This is a genomic window from Streptomyces glaucus, assembly GCF_039533365.1.
Classification (GTDB): domain Bacteria; phylum Actinomycetota; class Actinomycetes; order Streptomycetales; family Streptomycetaceae; genus Streptomyces; species Streptomyces glaucus.
Genome location: NZ_BAAATK010000015.1, coordinates 59,698 through 84,374 on the forward strand (window position 1 = coordinate 59,698; position 24,677 = coordinate 84,374).

The window sequence follows — 24,677 nt, forward strand, 5'->3', positions numbered from 1 at the left end:
CGCCAAGGGGCGAGCCGCCTCGCAGAGCGAGGAACGATTCGGAGGTGGCTCCGAACTACCGGTTCTGTGCCTTGAGCCAGCGGACCGCAGCGATGCCGAGTCCCAGGACAGCGACGATCGTGAGAACCATGCCGATCACCGCTCCGGCATCCATCGTTCCGAACATGTACGTCTCCCTCGTCAACGCCCGCAGTCGCCTGCGGACACCTCGCTCGCGTGCTCGCGTGGGATGACCATGACACGATCTCCTGCTTCTTGGCGTACGAAGTGGAAGTCCTGAGGCTCTTCTGAGCAAACCCACGTCATACCCGGCCGGCGCCTCACGTAGGTGGAGCCGACCGTCCCGGCCACGACGAGGTTCTGACCCCGGCATCGCCCTCTTACCCCAGCCCCGGCTTGGTCTTCGCCCCCCTTACGGGCGCGGGCGGACGACGGCGCGCGGCCCCGGTGACGAAGTAAAGAAGGGACACGGCCCCGCTGCCTCGACTGCGACGGCAGCGGCAGGGAGTGAGTACGGATGGCCTGCACGATCGACCGCCACCCTGCGGGGACTCGCCGAGGCTCGGCGCGATGACCCTGCACCCCGTCGCGGAGTCCGTGCCGCGGGCCCGGCGCTGGTTCCGGAAGTTCATCGCTCCGTACGCGCCGGCCTGCTCGGTCGACGACTGCGCGCCGATGATCCCGGAGCTGGTGACCGACGCCGTCCTCCACGGCCGGTCGGACGACCCGTGGCTCGTCCGGGTGGAGTGGTTCCGCGAGGGGACTTCGCTCCGGGTCGAGGTGCACAACCCGGGCTTCCCGGCGAACGTGCGGCTGCGGCGCCCCGACGCCGACGACGCGCACGGGCGCGGGCTGCTCCTGGTCGACTCCATCGCCGCGTCGTGGCATGCCGGGCCCAGCCGCTTCGGCGGAACGGTGGTCTCCTTCGAGATGGCCGATGCCTGGCCGTCCTGAGGCAGCCGGAAGGGTTCCCGCGGGGTACCCATGGCCGGCCGGATGTGGTGCGGCACCGCCGTGCCGGTCTGGGCAACAAAGAACCCCCGGGCCGCTGGCCCGGGGGTTTGCTTGGAGCGGGTGACGAGAATCGAACTCGCGCTCTCAGCTTGAGAAGCTGCGGTCATTCGGGGCCGATTCGAGCGCTGACCTGGGCGCTGACCTGAGCGGTTGGCTGCTTCGGCGGCTCGGTGGGAGGGGGCGTCTTCACCGTGGTTCCTCGCTGCTCCCCGCTGCTCCCCGCTCGATCCGGTGCGGTTGCGGGTACGACTTGGACTCTCGTCCTTCCGGCACTGCTTCCTCCGCGCGACCTCACATCCCCCCATGCGCCGCCTGAGATAGGACACGTGCCCTCCGACTGCCAGTGGCGGCTGTAAGACTCCGCGCTGCGTGTTGAGCTACGGCTGGTCAGGAGGCGCCATGTCCGAGCCGGACGAACACAAGTTCCTTTCAGGCAAGACCCTGGATGTGCTCGAAGGAATGTCGCACACCGGCCTTTACGCCGACGAAGAGACGGAGCGCAAAAAGTTCGACTTCACGTGCGATTTGGTGCGTGACTGGTCGCGCCTGATCAGTGGCCGGACCCTGTGGAAGCATTCCGAGGGAATCGATAAGGATTTGAGGATCCTGCTCTCGGGCGATGAATCCAAGATCGCTCTACATGTCGCCCGAGACGCCATTTCTGGCCGCCGAACGGTGCATGAGGTCGTTTCGGGCGTCAAGGGCACGCCGAGGAGGGATCAGCTCCCTGATCTTGGGTGGAGTTTCGGTGAAGGATATCGAGGCGGTTGGTCCGCAAGAGGGATTGCTGGGTCGAGTCTGGCTACGGTCGAGTCAACGCAAGGAAAAGGTTCGTCAATGTGCCGGGCCTGTCTGAGCGCCTTTCCGTGCCCGCTACAACGGTCCGAAACCACATCCAGCTCCTGGCGGCTTCTGGGCTCCTGGACCCCCCGAACCCTATGGCCCTCGCATATCGCCCCTCTGTCAAGGGCGAGGTTGTCCTTGACATCTGCCGCATCTTGACTGAGACGGCAAAGCCGGATGGAGATGTGACATCGGAATTTCTGTATGTCCTTGAGGTCCTCGGGTTGCGCTGTGCAAGTGAGCCGATTTCAATGACTTGGCTCCCCGGGCTGACGGGTCATTCACTGCCCTTACGCCAGAGGCGCTTTTAAGGGATCGGCGGTCCAGTCGCTGCGTGCAATTAACGCTTTCGGGGCTGATTGGGGTGAACCCTTTTTCCGATCCCAGTGAGCCTTCTTGATCCTCTGGATGCGTGGATCAGGAGCGTGTGGACGGCGGCGACGATGTGTCCGTTGCGGTTGGTCGAGCATCGGGCTCGACGAAGTCGACGCCAGGTTCTCGACTGTGCGAAGGCGCGTTCGCCGGGGGCGCGCAGTCGGGCGTGGTCCTGGTCGTACCGCTGGTGGTGCTCGGGCAGTTCGCGGTGGTGGTAGGGGTGCGGACGGTGGCGCCGGCGCCCTGGTGGGCACGGTCGGCCAGAACGAGGATCTGCCGGGTGAGGCAGTTCTCGATCACGCCATGGGCGCGGGCGGCGGTCAGGTGGTGGGTGCGCCCGGGCAGGGCCCATGAGAACCACAGGGGTGTGCCGTCGGGTGCGGCGACGACCTGCGCGTTCATGCCGTGCTTCTGGTGTTTCTGCGAGGAGTACGGTTCGTCCGCGGCGACCCGGTCGGTGGGGATCGGAGTGCCGTCCAGGATCACGAAGTCGTCCTTGCCCCGGCCTGTCAGGGCCTCGCGCAGGCCGGACGTCCAGGCGGCAAGGACGTCGACCGTCTCGTCCACGTACCGCCAGGCCGTCGCCTCGGAGACGCCGAACCCTGCGCTGGGCTGGGCAAGCCTTTCCTTCTTGCGCAGGTGGGCAAGGGCGAGCTGTGCCCGACGGAAACAGCTCACCTTGCGCCAGGGCGCGCGGCGTTCACGCCTTCGGGCGCAGATGAGCCATGGGACGTGCTCGACCAGCTCGTGCGGGACATCGAGCGCGGAAGGACACGAAACCAACGAAGCCCCCGGCCGTCGGCGTGTTGAGTGAGATCAGCACACCGACGACGAGGGGCTTCGCCGCGTCACCGCCTCCGGCCAGCCCGGTTCACCTGACAATCCAGGATGGAAGAGGTTCACTGACTGTCGGCCTACGCACCGCCATGACGTCCTTGACGGTTTCCTGACCGGCACCGGCCTCCGATGCCGACCGCCTTGACGACATCAGCGCATGCAAGGTCAGTAACTGCAGGGTAGGTCACCCGCAGTGGTCATCGTAATTGATTCGCGTGTAGTTGGAGGCGACTCTCCCACCCCAGTCGATGCAGGAGTTCGGAGCGTACTTGTAGAGGGGTCCCGCGTAATACGAGTAAGTGCCGGAGTCCTCTTCGGTGGACGTCCACACATTGTCATTTCTGGAGAGGCGCAGGTTGGCGCCCATTACATCTGGAGTGCCCGGAGTGTTCGTGACGGTCACTACACAGTTGTAGCCATTGGACGCATTGTACGTAAGGTACACAGTCCCGTCGACGACATTCATGGAATCGATAACGCTGTAGCCGGAGCCGCAGGCGCCATTATAGGAAGCTGCTTGGGCAGTGCCGGCGCTCAGGGCCATCCCGGCGGCCGTGAGGCCAAGGACGGCCGCAACGGAACCAAGTCGCTTGTAATTCTTCATAATTGATCTCCCGTCAGTTGTATGGAGATCATGCCGGTTGTGGCAGGGGCGCGGCAACACCTGGCAACACCTCCTCGCATGACATGCGTCACGCGACCTGCCCCGTTTCCCCGGGTTGCACCCGCGTTGTGATAACGGCTGACGACTGGCCACCCACCGGGTATCGCTCGAACAGGCGGTATGCACAAGGGACGGGCTGGCCGCCCAACTGGCAGTGGGATGAGCAACTTCGGCTCCGGGCGGCGGAGCGGCTCGCCCAGGGCGAGTCGTGCTCGGTGATCGTCAAAGGCCTGCGGGTGAGTGCCCGGTCGGTGCAGCGGTGGCGGCGATTGTAGGAGGAGGAGGGCGACTGGAGGCCGCGTCGACCAAGGGCCCGCCGCGCACAGCCGGGAAGACTGGCGCTGGCCCCTGAGCCATGCGAAGACGGTGCTAGGACGGCGTTTCCGCATGACCTCCACGGCCCAGGGTGGGCCCAAGCTGCTGGTCACTATCGGTTGGTCCCGCCAGGTTCCGGCCAGTCGGGCGATGGAGCGGAACGACGAGACGGTGGCCGGGTGGGCCGAAGAGGGGTCGTCTTGCGTGGAGGACTCGCGGCGGCGTGGAGGGTGGCTCGTCCGGGAGGACAAAACCGGAATCTCCAAGACGCCGACGCAGGCGAAGACCTGGTCGTAGCACGGCGGCCTCGGTGGTTCGAGTCCACGGCCGCTCCCACAGATGCATATCCACAATCGTCACGGTCAGTACAGGGGAGCTGACGAATTGCTCCTGTTGGACGTCGTTTCAGTTGGTGAGTCGGCGGTAGCTGATGAGGGCTGCGGCGATGCCGACGAAGGCCAGGAAGTGCTCGGCCTTTCGTTCGTGACGTCGGTGCAGCCTTCGGTAGCCGGCCGGCCGGGAGACCGTTCGCCCGACGAGCCGGCGGCGCCGGCCGAGCCGCGTGGAGGACTCGATGCCCTTGCGGGCGATGCGGTGGCGGATGCGACGCTCGCGAAGCCATGTCCGCCGGTGGTCGTAGTCGTATCCCCTGTCGGCGTGGAGCTTGGCCGGACGCCGGCGGCGGGGTCCGCGGCGGGAGCGGATGGGCGCGGTCCCCCGTACGAGCGGCGGCAGGCCGAGGCTGTCGTGCAGGCCGGCGCCGGATGTCCCCAGCGACAGCGGCACGCCGGTGCGGTCGGTGATCAGGTGAAGCTTCGATCCGCTCTTGCCACGGTCGGTCGGATCCGGTCCGGTCAAGGGCTCCCTTTTGCCGCCCGGACACTGACGGAGTCGAGCGCGCACCGGGACCAGTCCAGCTCACCCCGCGCGCCGAGTTCGTCGAGGATGACCCGGTGCAGCCGGGCCCAGACCCGGTCCCGGCTCCACCGGCCGAAGCACCGGTGGACCCTGGGCCGGGCCGGGCCGAACACCGGCGGCAACTGTCGCCATGTGCAGCCCGAGGTGGCCACGAAGATGATCGCCGCCAGGCATGCGCGGTCCCCGACCCGTCGGCGCCCGCCGTCCTGCGGGCGTATGACCTCCGGCGGCGGGACCACCCGCCGCAGCAGCGTCCACAACTTGTCCGGCACCAACCGCTCGATCAGATCTGTCATATACCGCTCAACAAGCGATCAGCCATTGGAAACGACGTCTGAAACGACGTCTTAGGGACGGGTAATGGCCTTGCTGTCACGGTCGAAGCCGACGATGCTGGGCCAATGCCAGGGCAGCGCAAAAGAAGGCGTCAGCAGCAGAACGAAGCGCAGCGGTCCGCTCCTCGCTTCGCACCTGACACGGGCTGCTGGGAGGTGCTCTTCGAAACCCAGGACGAGGCGGAGTGGCATGCTCATATCCGCCGTCTCCGAGCGTCGGACACGCAGATCGACTGGACGGCGGTGCGAGTCGACAGGCTCTGTGGACGCCAGACGCAACCGACCACCTTTCGGCTGAGCCTCTTCGTACCGAAGGCCCTGCCCCACCCGGACCAGAACTTCTCCACGTAGTGACACGCGTGTGGCACAGTCCATGGGACGCCGAAGGGCCAGCCTGGGAGGGAACCCCTCCTGAGCTGGCCCTTTGCTCTGTGCCCCCGGCAGGATTCGAACCTGCGACACCCGCTTTAGGAGTTCGATCACTGCGTGGCACTGCCGGGGAGCCGCCTGGCCGCGCTGGCCGTGCCAAACCGCCTGGGAGTGCTGGCGTCCGGCGCCGTTGATGTCACTAGTGGATGTCAGAACGGGGCACCGCGTGCGCTCGCTGACACGATGGTCTCGTGGTTGACCTGGAGCGCATCAAAGCAGAGACCGTGGCGTACTTCCGAGCACTCGATGAAGCCGCCACCCAGCGGCACCACTTCCGTCACGCTGACGAGGAGGGCGGCTTGTGGTACATCGAGGCCGTACCTGACCGCGGTGAGTTGATCGTCATCAAGCAAGCTGAGCTGACTTCGGCCGGCCAGCTCCACCGGTACAGCTGGCAGCACCTGGAGGACGAGCACGGCTTCCTGACAGACCAGGCGATCGACCTTGAAGAGGATCCACTGGAGGCCATCCCCGCCGAAGAGTTCCAACGGGTGTGGACGCGCTGAGCGCGCTGGACAACCACTTTAGGAGAGAGGCTGGGGGACCTCACGCCTGACCTGCGGCTTCGCAGGCCGAGGCAGCGGGCGGCTACTCGACCGCGAGGCACCGGCGTTGACCGTGGCTGACCCCTGCATCTGGCACGGTTGTGGCACGAACCTCAGCCGACGACAGCCAGCCACGATGGCGGGGGGCTGACCGACCAGGTGCGCGTGTGTCTCGCGGCACCACCACCGGCCTCCACCATGCTGCCAGTGCCGTCGACCGGAGCAAGCCAGGACGGCCGGCACGGGATGATGGTGCCTGAGCCCTCAGCTTGGAAAGCTGCGCCAGGTGTACGCGGGCGCACGCCTACAGCCATGATCTAGCGCGGCCCTGACGTCGCCGGGCCATGCTGACGATTTACCTGCAGCGGAGCAGTGCGTTGGGGCATCCTGTTTCTCCATGACCGTACTGGGGGAGAGGACTGACTACCACAGTCCCGGATCGCGCTTGCTCCGGATTGACAACCACCTTTTAGGAGAGGGCAGTCAGAGACAAATGTCTTTTGCGTACGTTTCAACCGCCAACTGCGACTGAGGAAAAAAATATGTTGACCCGCGGCCTCCTTGCAAATGAAAGTCTGGATCTAGTTGTCCCAGTCGAGCGCGACAGGAAAGCCGTCACGCAAGAAGATATTGTAAAAAAGTACACTAGCGGTGACGTTCGAATTGTAACTGAGCAGGCTAGAACGCAACTGCCCGAATTGCCTTCGATTATTAGCTCGGGGCGGTATGAATTGCAACCCGAGTATCAGCGTCGGCGAAGGTGGTCCAAGGAAAAGCAATCTCGCTTGATCGAATCGTTTATTATGAACGTCCCTGTGCCTCCTATTTTTCTTTATGAATTCGAGTATGCAAGATACGAAGTGATGGACGGCTTGCAGCGCCTGACGGCGTTGGCCGACTTCTATTCAGATGACCTCGTTCTTACCGGTTTGGAATATTGGAGCGAATTGGATGGGATGACTTACTCGTCGCTTCCGCTGCAGATCCGTCAAGGAATTGACCGGCGCTACCTGTCAAGCATCGTGTTGCTGTACGAGACAGCGCGAGATGACGCCCAAGCGCAGCGACTGAAAGAGCTAGTGTTTGAGAGAATTAACACAGGAGGCATTTCGCTCTCCTCTCAAGAGCAACGCAATGCTGCCTCCCGTGGCCCTCTCAATAAAAAGCTTGCCGAGTTGGCCAGAACTCCCAGCTTTTGTCAAGCCTGGGGAATCCCCGAGCCGGACGAGAGGGAACTAAGCTCGGGTCGAGTCCGGGAGGAGGTGCTCGATGATGCGCGTTATCAGAGCATGGAAGACATTGAAACAGTGCTCCGCTTCTTTGCCCACCGTCAGCGGACCAGTGTTGGCGCGCTGCGGAATATGAGAATCTTTCTCGACAGGTACTGGCAAAAAGCGAACTCCACGTTTTCGGAGGAACTTGTAGACGAGTTGGGTCGCATTTTTGTTGCGACCATGGATTTGGCCTATGACGTACTCGGCGAGCGGGTCTTCTACATCAGGCGAGATCGTCCGAGAGGGCGGGTATGGGTTCCGCGTCCCACTCTCCTGGCTTACGACTGCGTCATGTCGGCCTTTAGCCAGCATCTTGACGACGCCGAGAAGCTGCGAGGTTCGCGGGAAGAGGTGAATCAGCGGCTAGAAAAACTTTACGATGATCATAAAGAGGATTTCGATGGTCGCCGTACCGATCCTCAAGATGTGCAGCGCAGGGACGAGCTGATCAGCGACATGCTGAAAAGCGTCGTTTCGCAAGGCTAGCGCGAGTTTCCCTAGAAGCAGGAGTAATCGTGAGAGAGGCGCTGGCAGCATTTCGCGCGGACTGTGCGGCTCTGCGGGCCGAATTGGATCTGGGCCCCGTTCTCCTTGCAGCCTTGTCGGCGGCTCACGCCGACGACAAGAGGACACTGGCGACTTTGGCTGCTCGATCTAAGCGGCAGAGTTATGTGAACGGGATAATTTCCCTCTATGGCCTACTTGAAGAAAGTGTTGATAAGGTCGTCATAGAGGTTGCCGAGGCCTATTCCGGAATTTTCTCGCGTTACTCGCATGTTCCCGAGCGAACTCGTGTGGCGTACAAAGAATTCTCCCTCAGGTCGCTTCTAGAGGCTGAACGCGTGCGCCTGAGGGAACCGATTGATGAAGCCGCTGCCATTCATGCACTGACTTCGAGTGTGAATAACATGCAACCGCAGTGGCTGCCCGTGGTCTTCACGTATGCTACGGCCAATTACAGATTTCCCTATATTGCAGAATTGCTCCACAGGGTCGATATCGATGTTCGGTCGAATATCAACGAGTCGGCAATCCGAGGGATGTTGACGGATTCTGGATTGGACTTCAGGAGCACGGAAGGCTTTCTGGCCGATCTTGTGGCGCGGCGTAATGAGGTCGCCCACTCTTATCAGGCGCTCAACCTTCTAGACGTCGACACGTTGAGGGCTTACCTGGACGTCACCGAGTTTTTCATTGAAGATCTGCAAAGGGTCGCATCTGAGAGAGTTTTGCGTTGCCTGACAGAGCAGCAGTTGCAGCCTATGGGCAAAGTCGCTCATGTGTGGAGACAGGCAATTGGTGTCGATATGACATCGGGGGTCATCCAGACACCGTGCAAAGTAGTGCTGGTGCGCGGGTCATCTCTTTCGGTGATCGATGCACAGTCACTGCAATCAGATGGCATTCCGTTGGAAGGGCGAGTGCAAGCGGATGCCGGCACCCTCCCTTTGGGTATCTCCTTCTCAGGGCAGTTGTTGGGGAACTTTGAAGGCGGAGATGCGTTCGTACTTCCTGAAAAGTGGTCGTACTTAAGCATATTCTGAGGCGAGTCCAGGTCGGCGGAGCGGCTTTGGGCTGGAGCTGCTTTGGCGCGAGTGATCATGGCCCCGTAAGCTTGTGGCGCGTCGGGCAGTCTGTGGACCTGCCCGGTAAAGCACGACGTTGGGGCCATGATCTTCGAGGCTCGCGCCAAAGTGGCTGCCTAAAGCCGTGGAGCTGGCCGCCCCAGCCACGACGTACCCCGTCTCTGGCGCCAGGCGACTAATTGCTGTGCGCGCGGCACGGACGCCGGCCGGGCTGGAGCGGGGCGGAGATAGGAGCGCAGGCCCGGCCGGGGGCCGGGCCACGCGCGGGGAGCGGAGCGAGCCGCCTTGAACCCGTAGAGAAATTTGTAACTCAGTCTGTGGTCTAGGGCTCGAAGTATCGGGCGCACGCGGGAAGTTCGAAGCCCTCTCGGTGCGCGAGGGGAAGGAAGATCACGGGGCGGATCGTCCATGTGATGTGGGCGTCGGCGTGCTTGATGGTCACGGTGCAGGGCTCGGAGCGCAGGAGGGCTCTTCGCGTCTCGATGCGTTCCTCGTAGAGCCACTCCCATGCTGCGTCCGAGGCGTCGGAGTCGAGGGCCGGTGAGATCGTGCGCAGGGTGATGGAGACCCACCGGTCTGCCTGGGGTGCCGAGTGGGCGGCGAAGGATGCCCGGAGTGCCGGCCCTTCTGTGGTGGTGGTGTCCTCGGTCCAGTATTCGCACCAGTAGCCGCGGTTGGGCCTGTTCATGCGGTTGCTCCGGTGGGGTAGGCAGCGAGGACGTAGCGGGTGGTGTCGTCGTAGAGGGTGAGTTGGTAGCCCGTGCCTGCGGTCAGGTAGGCGAGGGCTCGCTCGTGCTCGGGCTCGTCCGTCAGCCAGTGCAGGCCCGGCTGCGCGTATGCGGCGTCGAGCTGGTCCGTGATGTGGCGCGTGCGTTCTCGTAACCAGCGCAGGGCCAGGCGCGGGCTTGCGGCGTTGTGTGATCCCAGAGGGATGGCGCGGATGTCGTGCAGGGGGTAGGCGGCGGCCTCGCAGTGGCAGGGGAGGGGCTGGCTGCCCGTGGCCGGCGCTTCGGGGGGAGTGGACGTCAGCACGGGCGGCCTCCTGTCGCGCCGGCCTCGGTGAGGAGTTCCGCGGTGACGGTGTGGCCGCCGTGGTTGTCGTGGACGACGACCCGGTGAGCGATGGCGCTGACCATGCCCAGGCCGCGGCCGTGTTCGGCCTGCTCGTCCTGGTGCTCGACCTTCGGGGCGGTGCCGGTGCCTCCCTCGTCCGTGACTGACAGGGCGACCACTCGCGGGGAGACCGCGAGGGCCAGGTGGAAGCTGCCCGATCGCGTGCCGCTGGCGGTGTGGAGGATCGCGTTCGCGCTCAGTTCGCTCACGATCAGCTCGGCGTCGTCGACCAGGGGGGATCCGCGCAGGATGTCGCGCGTCCAGCGGCGGGCCCGGCTGACCTCTTCCGGGAAACCTGGGCAAGACAGTCCCCAGACCCGGGCTGTACTCGTATACTCGTGCATACAAGTTCCTTCGTGCTGGTAGGCCGCCATGTGCAGCGGGTTCGGGCTAGACGAGTTTCACGCCGTCGTGGGCGCGGACGGCCGGCGGGGCTGCTGCGTCGAGTGCGTCCAGGACGCGGATCGCGTACGCCTCGTCGGCGAGTTCGATGACTTCCTCACGGGTGGCCCAGCGCAGTGCGCGGGTCTCGTCCCCGGTGGTGGGCGTGCCGTCGGCGGCCTCGCAGCGGAAGACCAGGGAGACGATCAGGCCCTTCATGTTCTTGTAGACGCCGGTCAGGGTCGCGGGAAGCGCGATCTTGATTCCGGTCTCTTCGAGGACTTCGCGCTGGAGGGCTTCGGGGATGGTCTCCTCGCGTTCGAGGACTCCGCCCGGGGGTTCCCAGTGGCCGTTGTCGCGGCGCTTGATCAGGAGGGCCCGGCCCTGGTCGTCGACGATGACTCCGGCGACGCTCACGGAGTGCGGGCGTTCTGTGCTCACGGTCCTCGGCCCTCTCGGCTGGCTAGGCTCTCCACCGTAGCAACAACACTCGCTCACTCGTCTAGATACCTAAAGGAGTACAGATGCCCTCTCTCCCGTCCGGCCTGCTCGGTGATCTCGACCCCACGAGCGATCGCGCGGTCTTCCGGCAGATCGCCGACCAGCTGCGCGAGGCCATCGACCGTGGGCGTTTCAAGGAGGGCGAGAAGCTGCCCTCCGAAGCCGAGCTGGTCGAGCACTACGGCGTCTCCCGGATGACGGTCCGCAACTCCTTCTCCATCCTCCAGGGGGAAGGGCTCGTGCACGCCGAGCACGGCAAGGGCGTCTTCGTGCGACCACGGCCGCCCGTACGGCGGCTCGCCTCCGACCGGTTCGCCCGACGCCACCGTGAGCAGGGGAAATCCGCGTTCATCGTGGAGGCGGACGCGGCCGGCAGTCACCCCCAGGTGGACAGTCTGGAGGTCAAGGAGGAGAAGGCCGGCCAGGACGTGTCCGCCCGGCTCGGGTCCGTGCGGCGGGTGCTCGCCCGGCGGCGCCGGTATCTGCTGGACGGTCGGCCGGTGGAGTTCGCCACCTCGTACCTGCCGCTCGACATCGCGCGGGGCACACAGATCGCCGAGCCCAACCCCGGTCCCGGCGGCATCTACGCCCGGCTGGAAGAGCTGGGTCACCGCCTGGACCACTTCGAGGAGGAGATCCGCGCCCGGATGCCCTCGCCGGCCGAGGTCAAGACGCTCCGGCTGGCTTCCGGCGTGCCCGTGATCCATCTGATCCGGACCGCCTACGACACCGAGGGGCGGGCCGTGGAGGTCTGTGACACGGTGATGGCGGCGGATGCGTACGTGCTGTCGTACCAGCTTCCGGCGACCTGATGGCGTGAGCAGCGGTGGTGCGCGGGGACGCTTCTCCGAACTCGTACACCCCAACACGCTTACTCGTATAGACGAGTGAGCAAGTTGTGTGGCAAGGTGGTCCGCGCGAACCCGGAGATCGGGTTCGCAGGCTGCATCTTGTCTAGACGAGTAGATGGGAAGAGAACTTGCGCACCATCCGTGTGGAGACCTCGGCCGCGACGATCCTGCTCACCGAGGCGCCCGAGCCCAAGGTCCGCGACCGGCAGACGGGGGAGGTCGCCAAGGACGCCGTCAGCGGTGAGGCGCTGATGACGATCGGCGTCGTCTACATCGAGGACGGGGAATCGTCGCTAATCAAGGTCACGGTTCCGGAGAGCGGCGTGTCCGAGGGGCTCGTCCTCGGCTCGCCGGTCTCGCTGCCGGGGCTGGTGGCCCGCCCGTGGGAGAGCGTGTTCAACGGGCAGCAGCGGCACGGCATCGCCTTCCGTGCCGCCGCCGTGACCCCGGCCGCCTTCCCGGCCGCCGCGGGGGCCGCCGCCTGATGGCCGACCTGACGACGCTCCTGGAGGTGGGTGGCCCCCTCGTCGCGCTCGGCGGCGGGGCCGCCTACGCCCGGGCCAAGCATCCGGCGGTCTACTGGTCCGCGGTCGGCCTGCCGATATCCACGGCCCGGCTGCTCGGCTCGTACGGCTCGGTCATGGAGGCGTGCGGCCTGACCGTGGCCCCGTCCCGGCTGCGGGTCCTGGCGGTCAGGGCCACCACCCGCCGCGAGGTCCGGCCCGTGCCGCCCCGCCGGGGCATCATCCGGCCCACCTCGACCGGGCTGCGGCTCCGGCTGCGGCTCGCTCCGGGGCAGGAACCCGCCGACATCGCCGCCTCCGCCGAACGGCTGCGGCACGCCTGGGGCGTCCATGCCGTGTACGTGAAGACGGTCAAGCCGGGTGTCGTCGAACTGCGGCTCGTCGGCTTCGACGTGCTGCGGCGGGTGCGGATGCCCCGCAAGGTCGACGCGGGGCTGTTGAAGGTGCCGGTGGCGCTGCGCGAGGACGCGACTCCCTTCGTGCGCGACTACCGGACCATTCCGCATCAGCTCACCCTCGGCGCGACGCTGTCCGGCAAGTCCATGTATCTGCGGCACCTGATCACGGGGTTGGCCCGTCAGCCGGTCGCCCTGGTCGGCATCGACTGCAAGCGGGGCGTGGAGCTGGCGCCGTTCGCCGCCCGGCTGTCGGCTCTGGCGACCGACCCGGAACAGGCGGCCGAGCTGCTGCCCGTGCTCGTCAAGGAAATGGAGGACCGATACGACCTGATCAAGGCCCGGCAGGGCGTCGCCCCCGACACCCCGGCGGAGGACATCACCTCCGACATCTGGGGCCTGCCCGAGCAGGAACGCCCGGTGCCCGTCGTGCTGTTCGTCGACGAGGTGGCCGAACTCTTCCTCGTCGCCACGAAGAAGGACGAGGAACGGCGCGACGAGATGGTCACCCAGCTCATCCGCCTCGCCCAGCTCGGCCGCGCGGCCGGCATCTACCTGGAAGTCTGCGGGCAGCGCTTCGGCGCCGAGCTGGGCAAGGGGGCGACCATGCTGCGGGCCCAGTTGACCGGCCGCGTCTGCCACCGCGTCAACGACGAAGCCTCCGCCAAGATGGCGCTCGGCGACATCGCACCCGAGGCGGTCACGGCCGCCTGCGCCATCGCCCCCGAACGGCCCGGCCTGGCCGTGGCCGGTGACACCTCCGGCGGCTGGTCCCGCATCCGCACCCCGTACCTCTCCCTCGGAGAGGCCGCCGAAATCTGCCGGGAGTCGGCGCACCTGGCGCCCGACCTGCCCGCGCTCAAGCCCTTCCGGCCCGAGGTGCCCGTACGGCCGGTCGAAACCCCGGTGCCGGTCGTCCAGCCGCGCCCGGTGACCGATTGACCGGCCCTTTCCCCGCCCGGTCGGCGTGACCGCCTCGCGCCAAGTCCCTACCCCTCCCATGCCCGAATCCGAAAAGGAGCCGCAGCATGCGCGCCCACCTGGCCCGCGTCGACGCGGTGCTCGTCCAAGCGGTCATCGCCGCCGCGCTGTCCTTCGCCCACCTGCACGACCTCGCCGCGGCGGCCGGACAGGACGGATGGAAAGCGTGGGCCTACCCCGTCTCGGTCGACCTGCTGCTCGTCGCCGCCTGGTGCCGACTGCGGTCCGGCGACGCGAAAGCGGCCGGGTGGTGCTGGTTCGTGATCGCGCTCGCCGCCTCCCTCGGCGCGAACGTCGCAACCGCCGGCCTGCTCGACATGAACCAGGTCCCCACCTGGCTGCGCATCCTCGTCGCCGGCTGGCCCGCGGTCGCCTTCCTCGGCGGAACGCTCCTCGCCCACTCCACGCCACTGGGGGCAGACAAGGGAACCGAGCCTGCCGAACTCGGTGAGGACATCGAGGGCCAGGAGGACGACCCCGAACCCTCACCCGAGGAGCCGCCCACGCGACCGACCGCCGTGGAAGCCCCACCCGTGCGCCCTGCCGTCGCCGTCCCGGCCGCCCTGGTCGAGCACGCCCGCAAGGTCGCCGCCGAGCACCACACCCGCACCGGAACACCCATCGACACCCCGACCCTGCGCGCCCGCCTCGGCGTCCCCGCGCCCATGGCCGAAGCCATCGCCGCCCACCTCTGAGCCCCTGAGCCCCTGAGCCCCTGAGCCTCTGAAGGGAGACCACATGACCGCCCACCGCCGCTTCCGCTCCGTCACCCGCATCGGCCCGGTACAGGTCGGCACGGCGTACGACGGCCGCGGCCGGGAGAAGCACACCGCCGCCTGCACGGCTCCGCGCTGCGGCTTCTCCGCCGACTACGACAGCCGCGCCGCCGCCGAGCTGGCCGCCCGCACCCACCGCTGTCCCGTCCGCTGAAAGGACCCGCACACCGTGACCGTCAGCCTGCCGCTGGTCGTCGTCCTCGGCTTCTTCGCCTGGGGAGCGGTCAAGTTCCTCGGCATCCGCGTCTGGATCGTCGTCCTGATCGCCCTGTTCGGCTTCTGGCTCTCGCGCACCTTCCTCGCGCCCGCCATCGAGTCCGGCACGCGCTCCGGAGTGGACGTCATCAACGGCTCACATGCCTAGACGAGTAGATGAGGAGAGTTCCGCCGTGTTCCTGCCCAAGTACCCCGACAGCCCCACGCCGCCGCCCGCCCACTCCCACACGCCCGCCGGCCCGGCGCCCGTACGGCGCTCGCTTCCGCCGGTCCCGATCGGTACCGGCACGGTCGCGGCCGTGGTCGTGGGCGGGGTGGTCCTCACCGCGCTCCTGGCCGCCGTCGCCGTCTCGGCCGTCTCCGTGGCCGTAGCCGCCGTGGTCCTGCGCTCTCTGCTCCGAGATCAGCGGCGGCGCTGATACGGCGCACGACTCCCGGGGCGGCCCGACACCGCCAAGCATCCGCCGCCCCGGGAGCCCGTTCCTCCTGACCGATCCAGCCAGAAGGAGAGAAGCCATCTTCACCCGCACCACCCCGCCCCCGCTCCCGGAACTCGCAAGGCTCGCCCAGCACGGCACCCTGCCGGGTATCCTCCGCCAGCTTTCGGGACTGGGCGGCTGCACCACCCCCATCCGCCTCGACGGCCACCGCACCGAGTACGCCGTCGACACCCGCACCGGCGAGATCGGCCGCGTCCTGCACCACCTCGACTCGGCCGACCTCCCGGCCGGACAACTCCTCGTGCGCTGCAACAACCGGCGCACCACCCGCTGCGCGGCCTGCGCCGAGGTCTACCGCCGCGACACCTTCCACCTGATCACCTCCGGGCTGCGCGGCGGCAAGGGCGTCCCCGAACACGTCGCCGCCCACCCGCGCGTCTTCGCCACCTTCACCGCCCCGAGCTTCGGCCCCGTCCACAACCGCCCCACCGGCCCGGCCGGCACCGTCCGCCCCTGTCGCTGCGGCATCCGCCACGACCAGGACGACCCCGCACTCGGCACCCCACTGGACCCGGACGCCTACGACTACGAAGCGGCCGTCCTCTGGAACGCGCACGCCGGTCCGCTCTGGCGGCGCTTCTCCACCTACCTGCGCCGGGAGGTCGCCAAGCGCGCCGGACTCACCCAACGCACCTTCCGCGACCACGCCCGCATCTCCTTCGCCAAGGTCGCCGAGTACCAGAAGAGGGGCGCCGTCCACTTCCACGCCGTGATCCGCCTCGACGGCCCCGGCGGCGGCGACACCCCGCCCCCGGCCTGGGCCACGGCCGAGCTGCTGACCGACGCCATCCGCGCCGCGGCCGCCGCCGCCCGCGTCGACGGCCCGGCCATCGACGGCCGGCCGCACACCTTCACCTTCGGCCGCCAGCTCGACGTCCGCACCATCCGCTCCGCCGACTTCGACGACGGCCAGGAGCTGACCGAACGGGCCGTGGCCGCCTACATCGCCAAGTACGCCACCAAGGGAGCCGAGACCGCGACAGGTGCCCTCGACCGGCCGCTGAAATTCGCCGCCGAACTGGCCCAGCTCGACATCAGCGACCACGCCCGCCGCCTCATCCGCACCGCCTGGACCCTCGGCGCGCGCAAGGACCTCGAACACCTCCGCCTGCGCGCCTGGGCCCACATGCTCGGCTTCCGCGGCCACTTCTCCACCAAGTCCCGTCGCTACTCCACCACCCTCGGCGCCCTCCGCGACGCCCGCGCCGCATGGCGCCGCGCACAGGCCACCGCAGCGGCGGCGAACGGCCCCGAGCCCGACACGACGTACGTCCTCGCCCACTGGGTCTTCGCCGGCACCGGCCTGTCCGACACCGAAGCCTGGCTGGCCGCATCCCTCGAACCCGCCCCCGGAACGGAAGGAGAGCCCACCCGTGCGTGACGACGAGCTGCTGACGGTGCCGGACGTGATGGAGCGGCTGAAGGTCGGCCGGTCCACGGTCTACGACCTGATCCGTTCCCGTCGCCTGCCCTCGATCACCATCGGCCGGTGCCGCCGCATCCCGGCGCGGGCCGTCCGCGAGTACATCACCAACGAACTGGAGGCGGCCGCCTGATGGCCCAGCAACGCAAGCGGAACCCCAACGGCGCCGGCACCATCACCAAGCGCAAGGACGGCCGTTTCCAGTGCGCGGTCTACGTCCTCCAGCCGGACGGCACCCGTGCCCGCAAGTTCGCCTACGGCAAGACCTGGGCCGAGTGCGACGCCAAACGCCGGGAACTGCTCGCCAAGGCCGACCAGGGCGTGCCCGTGCCGACCCGGTCGGCCAAGCTCGCCGAGTGGCTGCCGTACTGGCTGGACAACGTCGTCAAGCCCCGGCGCAAGCTCAGCACGTACGACAAGTACGAGGCGCACGTCCGGCTCTACCTGGTGCCGCTCCTCGGTGCCAAGCGGCTCGAATCGCTGGGCGTCGCCGACGTGCGCCGCTTCCTCGTCCGCCTGGAGGAGAAGACCACCGCGGCGACGGCCAAGGAGGCGCACCGCGTGCTGCGTTCGGCGCTGTCCTCGGCGTGCCGCGAGGAGCTGATCACGCGGAACGTCGCCAAGCTCGTCGAGCCTCCCCGCACCGACAACCGGGAGTTGAAGCCGTGGAGCCTGGACGAGACGCTGGACTTCCTCGCCGCGTCGCGCAAGGACCCGCTCTATGCGGCCTTCGTGCTCGCCATCGCCATGGGCCTGCGGCGGGGTGAGATCGTCGGGCTGCGCTGGTCGGACCTCGACCTCGACAACCGTGTCCTGTACGTCCGCCAGCAGACGCAGCGCCGCCGGGGCGTCCTGTACGACGACGATCCCAAGAGCCGTCGCCGCCGCGCCGTCCCGCTCCCGGCCCTGTGCATCGCGCCCCTGCGCTGGCACCGGATGCGGCAGGCGGCTGCCCGTGCCAAGGCGGGGGAGAAGTGGCAGGAGTCGGACTACGTCTTCACCACCCGCACCGGCCGCCCGGTCGAGCCGCGGAACGTCTACCGCTCCTTCACCCGCGTCGCCCGGTCCGCCGGCCTCCGCGTGATCCGGCTGCACGACGCCCGGCACGGCACGGCCACGCTCCTCACGGCGGCCGGGGTCGCGCCCCGCGTGGTGATGGAGATCCTGGGGCACTCCCAGATCAGCATCACCATGGATGTCTACACGCACGTCGTGCAGGACACGCAGCGAGAGGCCATGAGCCACATGGACCGGCTGCTCAGGCGGCGTCCCGGTCGTCAGTGACCACCAGCGTTGATGTCAGAAGTGGATGTCAAAGGCCCCGGACCATGATCGGTCCGGGGCCTTTCGCCTGGTGCCCCCGGCAGGATTCGAACCTGCGACACCCGCTTTAGGAGAGCGGTGCTCTATCCCCTGAGCTACGAAGGCGAGGGCTCGCGGAAGGCCTTGCCGAGGGCCCACCGGGTGGGTCTTCGGCGCGGTCGTGCAAGCCCGCTGGTCAGACGGTCTCTGCGGCACCTGCCGGGAAGCACCGGGCAAGGACGCCGCCGGAAACCCGGCTGACTCATGACAGGGTAGCGGATGCGTCCGCTCGGGGGATGGATCACGGTGCCCGTGCCTTGCCGAAGCCGGGGAAACGTGCGGTGACGTGCGGTTTCCTGCGCGTCCCGCCGTCGGTCGGGGCGGGGGGCTCGGCGCGGGCGCGGGCCGGATGCCTGTTCCGGGCGGGCCGGATGCCTCTTCTGGGCGGGCCGGCGCCCATGTCCCGGGGTGATCGCGGACGGCTGGGACGTCCTGCGCGGACCGCGGCCCGAGTGGGGCGGCGGTGGGGCCGGCGGGCGATGCCCCACCGCGGGGCCCGCCGCGGGGCCCGCCGTGGGGCTGGCCGGGCGCGTCAGGTCACCAGTACCCGCCTGAACCGCCCCGCCACGTGCAGGTCCGCCTCGATGCGGGCGGCCGTCGTCCTCAGTTCGGGAAGGACGTCCTCCACGCACTCCCGTACCGTGCGGCGGGTCGCGTGCATCGCGGTGTTCACGGCGGCGACCACTCTGCCCGCGCGGTCGCGGACCGGGACCGCGATCGAGCGCAGGCCCTCCTCCAGTTCCTCGTCGACGAGGGCGTAGCCCTGGGCGCGGACCTGGTCCAGGACGCGGGTCAGGGCCGTGGGGTCCGTGAGTGTGCGGGGGGTCAGCGGGCGCAGGTCGCCCAGGGTGCGGCCGGGTTCCGGGAGGTCCGCCAGGAGGACCCGGCCGAGGGCGGTCGCGTGGGCCGGCAGGCGGGTGCCGACCGTGATGTTGACGCTCATCACGCGGGTCGTCGCCACCCGGGCCGTGTACTGGATCTCCCTGCCCGACTCCGACAGGACCGCCAGTGACGTCGACTCGTGGAGGCGGGCGGCGAGGTCGGTCAGGTGCGGGTGGGCGATCTGGGGGAGGGAGGTGCGGGACAGGGGCGGGAAGCCCAGGGACAGCACCCGCGGGGTGAGGGTGAACCGGCGGTGCTCGTCCTGGGCCACCAGGCCCTCGTGCTCGTAGGTGATCAGCGCCCGGCGGGCCGTCGCCCGGGCCAGGCCCGTCGCCTTCGCCACCTCCGTGAGGGTCAGGGCCGGCCGGTCCTCGCCGAAGGCCGTCAGGACCGTCAGGCCGCGCGCCAGCGACTCGATGAACTCCCGGCCCAGTTCCAGCTTCGACGCGCCCGTCCAGGTCGCCAGGCCCGAGGGCGGTGGTCCGGCGGCCGGGGGCGGAGCCTGGCGCAGGTCGTGTTCCATGCCCGCCACCGCCGACCGCAGACGCGGCAGCAGGGTGTCGCGCAGGTCCTCGGCGGTGTGCCGGCTGGTGTGGCTCACCACGCTCGCCACGCACGCCACCCGGTCCGTGGCCGGGTCCCGCACCGGTACGGCGACGGCGACCAGCCCCGGTTCGATCAGCTGGTCGTCCAGCGCCCAGCCGGCCGTCGCGGCCCGTGCGGTCCGGAGCTCGAACTCCTCGTCGGGGACGGCGTGTTCGCGGGGCGGCAGGGCCGGGAAGCCCTGGTCCCGGGGGTCCGCGGCGCGGCGTTCCCGCCAGCGGCGCCAGTCCTGTTCCGTCCACTCGGCGGCGAACAGCGGGCCCGGCGCGGTGCGTTCGGCCGGCAGCAGGTCGCCGATGCGGAAGCTCAGGGACATCGCGCGGCGGCGGGTGGCCTGGTGGATGAAGCGGATGCCGTCGCGGTCGCCGACCGCCAGCGAGACCGACTCGTCCAGTTCGTCGGCGAGGGCGTCCGCGCGCGCGTCCAGCAGCGCGGGCAGGCGCAGGGCCGCCAGGTAGGCGTTGCCCAGCTCCATCAGGCGGGGGGCGAGGAACACGTCGCGGCCGTCGAGGCGGACGTATCCCATGCGGGCGAGCGTCGCCGTGATGCGGTCGACCGTGGAGCGGGCGAGGCCGGTGGCCCGTTCGAGCCCGCTGAGGCTGAGCGTCCCGTCCGCCTCGGTCAGCCGGCGCAGCACGGCGATCCCGCGGATCAGCGGCGTGACGGCCTCCGCCGGTACGTCCGCCGGCACGGCGGGCCCGGCCTGGGCGTCGTTCATGGTCTTCGCGGGCATCGGTTCTCCGGTACGGCGGTCGCGGCAGGCCTACGGTAGTCCGCCGGGCCCTTCCCGCACCGCCGTGACCGGGGAAGGAGTGCCTCCCGGGGCCGCGGCGCGTCCCCCGCCCCGCTCCCTCACCTGCGGGTGACCCGCACCCGGTGGTTCCCCGCCGGGTCCGTCCCCGTCACGGTGATCACCACTTTCCGCTCGGGGTCCTCGAAGGTCTCCCCGGGCGTGAACGTCGCGTCCGACAGTTCCGCGTGCACGTTCGGGCTGCGGGTGCAGCCGCCGCTGTCCCGGCGGGAGTCGTGCACCGTCACCGGGCCCATCCCGGTGTCCACCCCCGCGTCGACCCGGTAGACCAGCACCCCCGGCCGGCACACCGCCTCGTCGTTGCCGGCGCGGGTGCGCAGCTCGACGGCGTACCCGGTCCGTTCGTCCAGCGGGACGAAGACCAGTTTGGGGCCGCCCGCGCGGGCCAGCGGCGTCAGCTCGTACTCGGCCGTCCCGGGCGCCGACACGCAGTGCACCTGCGCGGGGTCCAGCCAGCCCAGCTTCCACTTGTGCCAGCCCAGCAGGTCGTTGTTGGCCCCCCAGTCCTCGCTCATGATGTCCCAGTGGCCGACCGCGCCCCCGCCCTCGGCGGTGTACAGGTCGGGCAGGCCGAAGACGTGGCCGTTCTCGTGCGGCAGGACGCGGTAGCCGGTGCGGTGGTAGGAGCCGGAGCCGTCGTCCTGGCGGGAGTAGACGAAGGAGGCGTTGGCCACCGGCACTCCGTCGGCGACCGGGGCCTGCGTGTTGCCGGCGAAGGTGACGGACAGGACCGTGTCCAGCGCCGAGGGGCCCGCGTTCGGCGTCACCAGCACGTTCACGAGGTCGTACGCGCGGAAGTCCACCGTCGCGTCGGCCGCCGCCACGATGTCGTGCACCAGTTCCCGGTAGGCGGGGTCGAAGGGGGCGCCGCGTTCTATGCCGTACGCGTGGAACGGCTTCGGCAGGCGCAGCCAGTCGCGGATCGGCGTCTCGGGGCGGTAGTCGAGGCGGCCGTAGGAGCTGGTGCGGAACCACTGCCGGGTCTGCGGGAAGAACTCGGCGAAACGGTCGAGCGCGCTGCCCTCGCCGGGTGCGTCGGAGAAGTCGACCATCAGGGTGAGGGCGCGGACGGTGCCGGTGGGGCGGGCGTAGCCGTCGGGGGTCGGGATGCCCTCGGACAGCTGGACGCCGCGGTCGCCGCGGATCATGCAGGGGGCGAGCGCGGCGGAGCGGGACGGCGGGACGGGCGCCGCTCCGGCCGTCGTGGTGCCCGGGGCGAGGTGGCCGGTGCCCGCCGAGGTGCTGACGGCGAGGGTCAGGGTGGTGACGGACGCCAGGGCGGCCAGGCGGCGGGGGCGTATCCGGCGGCTCCTCATGCGACCTCCCGCGCCACGGCAGCCGCAGGTGACGGGCTGCACCCTTGCCCTCACCCTCCGTCGGGGGGTGGGGCGACGCGCGCTGGGGGAGACCGATCGTGGGTTTCTCGCGGGTAGGGCGGTGCGTCCTCCATGATGGTGTGAGCCAGGTCACTGAAAATTCCTCACCGCCTGGAAATAACCGGGGACCGTTTCCCCGTTTAGTCAGGTGTCCGAGCGAAACGGGGAGTGCGTCCCCGGATCGCGTCAGCCGACTCATCCCAGGAGTACGCCGTGCAGACCGCGACCCCCGCGCAGCGCAAGGCGAGCAGGCCGCGCGCCGACGCCCTGCGCAACCGGGAGCGGATCGTCACCGCCGCCCGGGAGATGTTCGTCGAGCACGGCCCCGACGTGCCGCTCGACGAGATCGCCCGCCGGGCCGGCGTCGGCAACGCCACGGTGTACCGCAACTTCCCGGACCGCGACGCCCTGGTCCGGGAGGTCGTCTGCTCGGTCATGGACCGCACGGCGCGCGCGGCCGAGCAGGCGCTCGCGGAGTCCGGCGACGCCTTCGGGGCGCTGGAGCACTTCGTGCACGTCGCCGCGGACGAGCGGATCAGCGCGCTGTGCCCGATGATCTCCAGCGCCTTCGAGCGGTCCCACCCGGATCTGGAGGCCGCGCGGGAACGGGTCGAGCGGCTCGTCGCCGGGATCATGGACCGCGCGAAGGCGGCCGGGCAGCTGCGCGCCGACGTGGGCGTCGGCGACCTGATGGTCGCCGTGGGCCAGCTCAGCCGACCCCCGGCCGGTACGGAGTGCCTCAGCTCCGACCGCTTCGTCCACCGCCACCTCCAGCTGTTCCTGGACGGGCTGCGGGCCCCGGCCCGCTCCGCCCTGCCGGGTGCGGCCGTGACCCTGGAGGACCTTCGCCGGGGCTGTCCCGGCGAACGGGCGAACGGCGGTGGCGGCCGATGAACCACCCGTGAACACCGACTAGTCCAGCGCGTCCCGGCGGACCCCACCCGCACTGACAGCCCTGCTCGCACCGGTCGCCGGCACCGTCGCCGCCGACCCGTCCCTCACGACGTCCTCTTTCCGGCCCCCATATCCCTCTACGACCTCTCCATCGGCCTTTTCCGGTTTTTCATCAAAAAGTCACGAAGTCCCGAAGTCACGAAGTCCTGAAGTCTCCGTCACGAAGTCCCGAAGTGGGTACCTCCATGTCTGCAACAGCCGTAAAGGCACGCGAAGCCGCCGATCCGGGCCGTTGGAAAGCGCTCGTCTTCATCGCGCTCGCCCAGCTGATGGTCGTCCTCGACGCCACCATCGTGAACATCGCCCTGCCCTCCGCCCAGCAGGACCTGGGCATCTCCGACGGCAACCGGCAGTGGGTCGTCACGGCCTACGCCCTCGCCTTCGGCGGTCTGCTGCTGTTCGGCGGCCGGATCGCCGACCTGTGGGGCCGCAAGCGCGCCTTCGTCGTCGGCCTGGCCGGCTTCGCCGCCGCCTCCGCGCTGGGCGGCGCGGCCACCAACGAGGCGATGATGTTCGGCGCCCGCGCCCTGCAGGGCGTCTTCGGCGCCCTCCTGGCGCCCGCCGCGCTCTCGCTGCTCGCCGTGATGTTCACCGACGCCAAGGAGCGCGCCAAGGCGTTCGGCATCTACGGCGCGATCGCCGGCGGCGGCGGCGCCGTCGGCCTGATCCTCGGCGGTTTCCTCACCGAATACCTGGACTGGCGCTGGACGTTCTACGTGAACATCCCGTTCGCCGTGGTCGCCGCGGCCGGCGCCTGGCTCGTCGTCCGTGAGCCGGAGGGCGGCCGCAACCGCTCGACGCTCGACATCCCCGGCGTGGTCCTGTCCACGCTCGGCCTGGTCGCGCTCGTCTACGGCTTCACCCGCGCCGAGTCCGAGGGCTGGAGCGACTCCGTGACGGTCGGCATGTTCGTCGCCTCCGCGGTCCTGCTCGCCGCCTTCGTCGCCGTCGAGGCGAGGGTCAAGGCCCCGCTGCTGCCGCTGCGCGTGATCACCGAGCGCAACCGCGGCGGCGTCTACCTCTCCCTGGGTCTCGCGATCATCGCGATGTTCGGCCTGTTCCTCTTCCTGACCTACTACCTTCAAGTCGTGAAGGGCTACTCGCCGGTCAAGACCGGCTTCGCCTTCCTGCCGATGATCGCCGGCATGATCACGGGCTCCACCCAGATCGGCACCCGGCTGATGACCCGGGTCGCGCCCCGGCTGCTGATGGGCCCCGGCTTCCTGGTCGCCGCCCTCGGCATGCTGCTGCTGACCCGGATGGAGATCGACTCCTCCTACGCCGCCCTGCTGCTGCCCGCGATGCTGCTGCTCGGCCTCGGCATGGGCACGGCCTTCATGCCGGCCATGTCGCTGTCCACCCAGGGCGTCGAGCCGCGGGACTCCGGGGTGGCCTCGGCGATGGTCAACACCTCGCAGCAGGTGGGCGGCGCGATCGGCACGGCCCTGCTGAACACCATCGCCGCCTCGGCCACCGCGTCCTACATCACGGACCACCTCGCCGGCGCGGCCGGCCGGTCCCAGCAGCAGCTCGTCCAGCTGCAGGGCCAGGTGCAGGGCTACACCAGCGCGATCTGGTTCGCCGTCGGCATCCTCGTCGTGGCCGCGGCCATCGCACTGACCCTGGTCAACGCCGGCCGCCCGGACGTCACCGCGGTGACCGGCTCCGGCCAGGGGGCGGAGGAGGCGCCGGCGGTGCCGGTCGTCGTCCACTGACGGCGCGGCCCGGCCGCATCCTCCGGGCCGCCCGTACGGGCCGCACCACTTCGGACCGGTCGTCCGGGCCGCGCTGCTTCGGAGTGTTCGTCCGGGCCGTGCCGCTTCGGAACGTTCGTCCGGGCCGTGCCGCTTCGGGCCGTTCGTGATCCCGTGCGGACGAGGAGGGGACGCCTCG

At 68.8% G+C, this 24,677-nt stretch carries 25 protein-coding genes, 1 tRNA gene and 2 pseudogenes; 18 read left to right on the top strand and 10 right to left on the bottom strand.

Features of this window, described 5'->3' with window-relative positions:
* Nucleotides 1–517: 517 nt before the first annotated feature.
* Nucleotides 518–954: pseudogene (locus ABD363_RS13860) on the top strand (ATP-binding protein).
* Nucleotides 955–2,257: 1,303 nt separating this feature from the next.
* Here the strand turns inward: ABD363_RS13860 and ABD363_RS13865 are convergent.
* Nucleotides 2,258–3,055, bottom strand: a pseudogene (locus tag ABD363_RS13865) (transposase); the annotation flags it as partial.
* 198 nt (nucleotides 3,056–3,253) lie between these two features.
* Entirely contained in the window at nucleotides 3,254–3,673 is a 420-nt protein-coding gene (locus ABD363_RS13870) for a spore-associated protein (protein WP_344603098.1), read from the bottom strand.
* 83 nt (nucleotides 3,674–3,756) lie between these two features.
* Here ABD363_RS13870 and ABD363_RS13875 point away from each other — a divergent pair, with 83 nt between their 5' ends.
* Nucleotides 3,757–4,008, top strand: a complete 252-nt coding sequence (locus ABD363_RS13875) for a helix-turn-helix domain-containing protein (RefSeq protein ID WP_344603100.1) — start codon at nucleotides 3,757–3,759, stop codon at nucleotides 4,006–4,008.
* The gene (locus tag ABD363_RS32635; RefSeq protein WP_425577985.1) at nucleotides 3,974–4,345 is read left to right on the top strand and encodes a winged helix-turn-helix domain-containing protein; all 372 of its coding nucleotides are present in this window, start codon (nucleotides 3,974–3,976) and stop codon (nucleotides 4,343–4,345) included. The genes ABD363_RS13875 and ABD363_RS32635 overlap by 35 nt, the downstream gene beginning before the upstream one ends.
* Before the next feature lie 108 nt (nucleotides 4,346–4,453).
* Here ABD363_RS32635 and ABD363_RS13885 read toward each other — a convergent pair.
* Nucleotides 4,454–5,262, bottom strand: a protein-coding gene (locus ABD363_RS13885; RefSeq protein ID WP_344603104.1) for an IS5 family transposase whose coding sequence is annotated in 2 segments (ribosomal slippage) — nucleotides 4,454–4,906 and nucleotides 4,909–5,262 — 807 coding nt in all. Because the reading frame shifts where the segments join, the coding sequence is not laid out codon by codon here.
* A gap of 659 nt (nucleotides 5,263–5,921) precedes the next feature.
* Between ABD363_RS13885 and ABD363_RS13890 the strand changes: the two genes are divergently transcribed.
* The 3 genes from ABD363_RS13890 to ABD363_RS13900 all read left to right on the top strand — a co-directional run bounded on the left by ABD363_RS13890 (nucleotide 5,922) and on the right by ABD363_RS13900 (nucleotide 9,093).
* Complete coding sequence (locus ABD363_RS13890) at nucleotides 5,922–6,236, top strand: hypothetical protein (RefSeq protein WP_344603105.1); 315 nt, start codon at nucleotides 5,922–5,924, stop codon at nucleotides 6,234–6,236.
* A 581-nt stretch (nucleotides 6,237–6,817) separates the two neighbouring features.
* Nucleotides 6,818–8,035 carry a DUF262 domain-containing protein gene (locus tag ABD363_RS13895; RefSeq protein ID WP_344603106.1) on the top strand — a complete coding sequence of 406 codons (1,218 nt, stop codon included), beginning with the start codon at nucleotides 6,818–6,820 and terminating at the stop codon, nucleotides 8,033–8,035.
* Nucleotides 8,036–8,064: 29 nt separating this feature from the next.
* Nucleotides 8,065–9,093 carry a HEPN domain-containing protein gene (locus tag ABD363_RS13900; RefSeq protein WP_344603107.1) on the top strand — a complete coding sequence of 343 codons (1,029 nt, stop codon included), beginning with the start codon at nucleotides 8,065–8,067 and terminating at the stop codon, nucleotides 9,091–9,093.
* A gap of 364 nt (nucleotides 9,094–9,457) precedes the next feature.
* On the opposite strand, the gene ABD363_RS13905 is transcribed toward ABD363_RS13900, so the two are convergent.
* From ABD363_RS13905 to ABD363_RS13920, 4 genes are read right to left on the bottom strand one after another with little or no spacing between them, the layout of a single operon-like run.
* A complete protein-coding gene (locus ABD363_RS13905; RefSeq protein ID WP_344603109.1) occupies nucleotides 9,458–9,823 on the bottom strand; it encodes a hypothetical protein in 366 nt (121 codons plus the stop codon).
* On the bottom strand, nucleotides 9,820–10,167 hold the full coding sequence (locus tag ABD363_RS13910; protein ID WP_344603110.1) for a hypothetical protein: 348 nt from the start codon (nucleotides 10,165–10,167) through the stop codon (nucleotides 9,820–9,822). The genes ABD363_RS13905 and ABD363_RS13910 overlap by 4 nt, the downstream gene beginning before the upstream one ends.
* Nucleotides 10,161–10,592 (bottom strand): ATP-binding protein, encoded by a 432-nt coding sequence (locus ABD363_RS13915; RefSeq protein WP_344603112.1) that lies wholly within the window; start codon nucleotides 10,590–10,592, stop codon nucleotides 10,161–10,163. The genes ABD363_RS13910 and ABD363_RS13915 overlap by 7 nt, the downstream gene beginning before the upstream one ends.
* A gap of 46 nt (nucleotides 10,593–10,638) precedes the next feature.
* Nucleotides 10,639–11,046, bottom strand: a complete 408-nt coding sequence (locus ABD363_RS13920) for an NUDIX hydrolase (RefSeq protein WP_344603239.1) — start codon at nucleotides 11,044–11,046, stop codon at nucleotides 10,639–10,641.
* A gap of 107 nt (nucleotides 11,047–11,153) precedes the next feature.
* On the opposite strand from ABD363_RS13920, the gene ABD363_RS13925 reads away from it, so the two are divergent.
* The 10 genes from ABD363_RS13925 (at nucleotide 11,154) to ABD363_RS13970 (ending at nucleotide 18,080) form a co-directional block, all read left to right on the top strand.
* Nucleotides 11,154–11,942 (top strand): GntR family transcriptional regulator, encoded by a 789-nt coding sequence (locus ABD363_RS13925; protein WP_344603114.1) that lies wholly within the window; start codon nucleotides 11,154–11,156, stop codon nucleotides 11,940–11,942.
* 167 nt (nucleotides 11,943–12,109) lie between these two features.
* Nucleotides 12,110–12,466, top strand: a complete 357-nt coding sequence (locus tag ABD363_RS13930) for an SCO3933 family regulatory protein (RefSeq protein ID WP_344603116.1) — start codon at nucleotides 12,110–12,112, stop codon at nucleotides 12,464–12,466.
* The gene (locus ABD363_RS13935; RefSeq protein WP_344603117.1) at nucleotides 12,466–13,842 is read left to right on the top strand and encodes an FtsK/SpoIIIE domain-containing protein; all 1,377 of its coding nucleotides are present in this window, start codon (nucleotides 12,466–12,468) and stop codon (nucleotides 13,840–13,842) included. The genes ABD363_RS13930 and ABD363_RS13935 overlap by 1 nt, the downstream gene beginning before the upstream one ends.
* Nucleotides 13,843–13,928: 86 nt before the next feature.
* Entirely contained in the window at nucleotides 13,929–14,576 is a 648-nt protein-coding gene (locus ABD363_RS13940) for a DUF2637 domain-containing protein (protein ID WP_344603119.1), read from the top strand.
* 43 nt (nucleotides 14,577–14,619) lie between these two features.
* Nucleotides 14,620–14,811 carry a mobile element transfer protein gene (locus ABD363_RS13945; RefSeq protein ID WP_344603121.1) on the top strand — a complete coding sequence of 64 codons (192 nt, stop codon included), beginning with the start codon at nucleotides 14,620–14,622 and terminating at the stop codon, nucleotides 14,809–14,811.
* A gap of 15 nt (nucleotides 14,812–14,826) precedes the next feature.
* Entirely contained in the window at nucleotides 14,827–15,021 is a 195-nt protein-coding gene (locus ABD363_RS13950) for a hypothetical protein (protein WP_344603123.1), read from the top strand.
* A gap of 25 nt (nucleotides 15,022–15,046) precedes the next feature.
* Nucleotides 15,047–15,292, top strand: a complete 246-nt coding sequence (locus ABD363_RS13955; protein WP_344603125.1) for a SpdD protein — start codon at nucleotides 15,047–15,049, stop codon at nucleotides 15,290–15,292.
* 160 nt (nucleotides 15,293–15,452) lie between these two features.
* Nucleotides 15,453–16,754, top strand: a complete 1,302-nt coding sequence (locus ABD363_RS13960) for a replication initiator (RefSeq protein WP_344603241.1) — start codon at nucleotides 15,453–15,455, stop codon at nucleotides 16,752–16,754.
* Nucleotides 16,747–16,929 (top strand): helix-turn-helix domain-containing protein, encoded by a 183-nt coding sequence (locus tag ABD363_RS13965; protein ID WP_030642747.1) that lies wholly within the window; start codon nucleotides 16,747–16,749, stop codon nucleotides 16,927–16,929. The genes ABD363_RS13960 and ABD363_RS13965 overlap by 8 nt, the downstream gene beginning before the upstream one ends.
* Entirely contained in the window at nucleotides 16,929–18,080 is a 1,152-nt protein-coding gene (locus tag ABD363_RS13970; RefSeq protein ID WP_344603128.1) for a tyrosine-type recombinase/integrase, read from the top strand. The genes ABD363_RS13965 and ABD363_RS13970 overlap by 1 nt, the downstream gene beginning before the upstream one ends.
* A gap of 68 nt (nucleotides 18,081–18,148) precedes the next feature.
* On the opposite strand, the gene ABD363_RS13975 is transcribed toward ABD363_RS13970, so the two are convergent.
* The 3 genes from ABD363_RS13975 to ABD363_RS13985 form a co-directional block, all read right to left on the bottom strand.
* Nucleotides 18,149–18,224 (bottom strand) — tRNA-Arg (locus ABD363_RS13975).
* A 466-nt stretch (nucleotides 18,225–18,690) separates the two neighbouring features.
* A complete protein-coding gene (locus tag ABD363_RS13980; protein WP_344603130.1) occupies nucleotides 18,691–20,376 on the bottom strand; it encodes an IclR family transcriptional regulator domain-containing protein in 1,686 nt (561 codons plus the stop codon).
* A 119-nt stretch (nucleotides 20,377–20,495) separates the two neighbouring features.
* Entirely contained in the window at nucleotides 20,496–21,770 is a 1,275-nt protein-coding gene (locus ABD363_RS13985; protein WP_344603132.1) for a M6 family metalloprotease domain-containing protein, read from the bottom strand.
* Nucleotides 21,771–22,043: 273 nt separating this feature from the next.
* On the opposite strand from ABD363_RS13985, the gene ABD363_RS13990 reads away from it, so the two are divergent.
* A complete protein-coding gene (locus ABD363_RS13990; RefSeq protein ID WP_344603134.1) occupies nucleotides 22,044–22,724 on the top strand; it encodes a TetR/AcrR family transcriptional regulator in 681 nt (226 codons plus the stop codon).
* Nucleotides 22,725–22,969: 245 nt separating this feature from the next.
* Nucleotides 22,970–24,499, top strand: a complete 1,530-nt coding sequence (locus tag ABD363_RS13995; protein ID WP_344603135.1) for an MFS transporter — start codon at nucleotides 22,970–22,972, stop codon at nucleotides 24,497–24,499.
* Nucleotides 24,500–24,677: the final 178 nt, after the last annotated feature.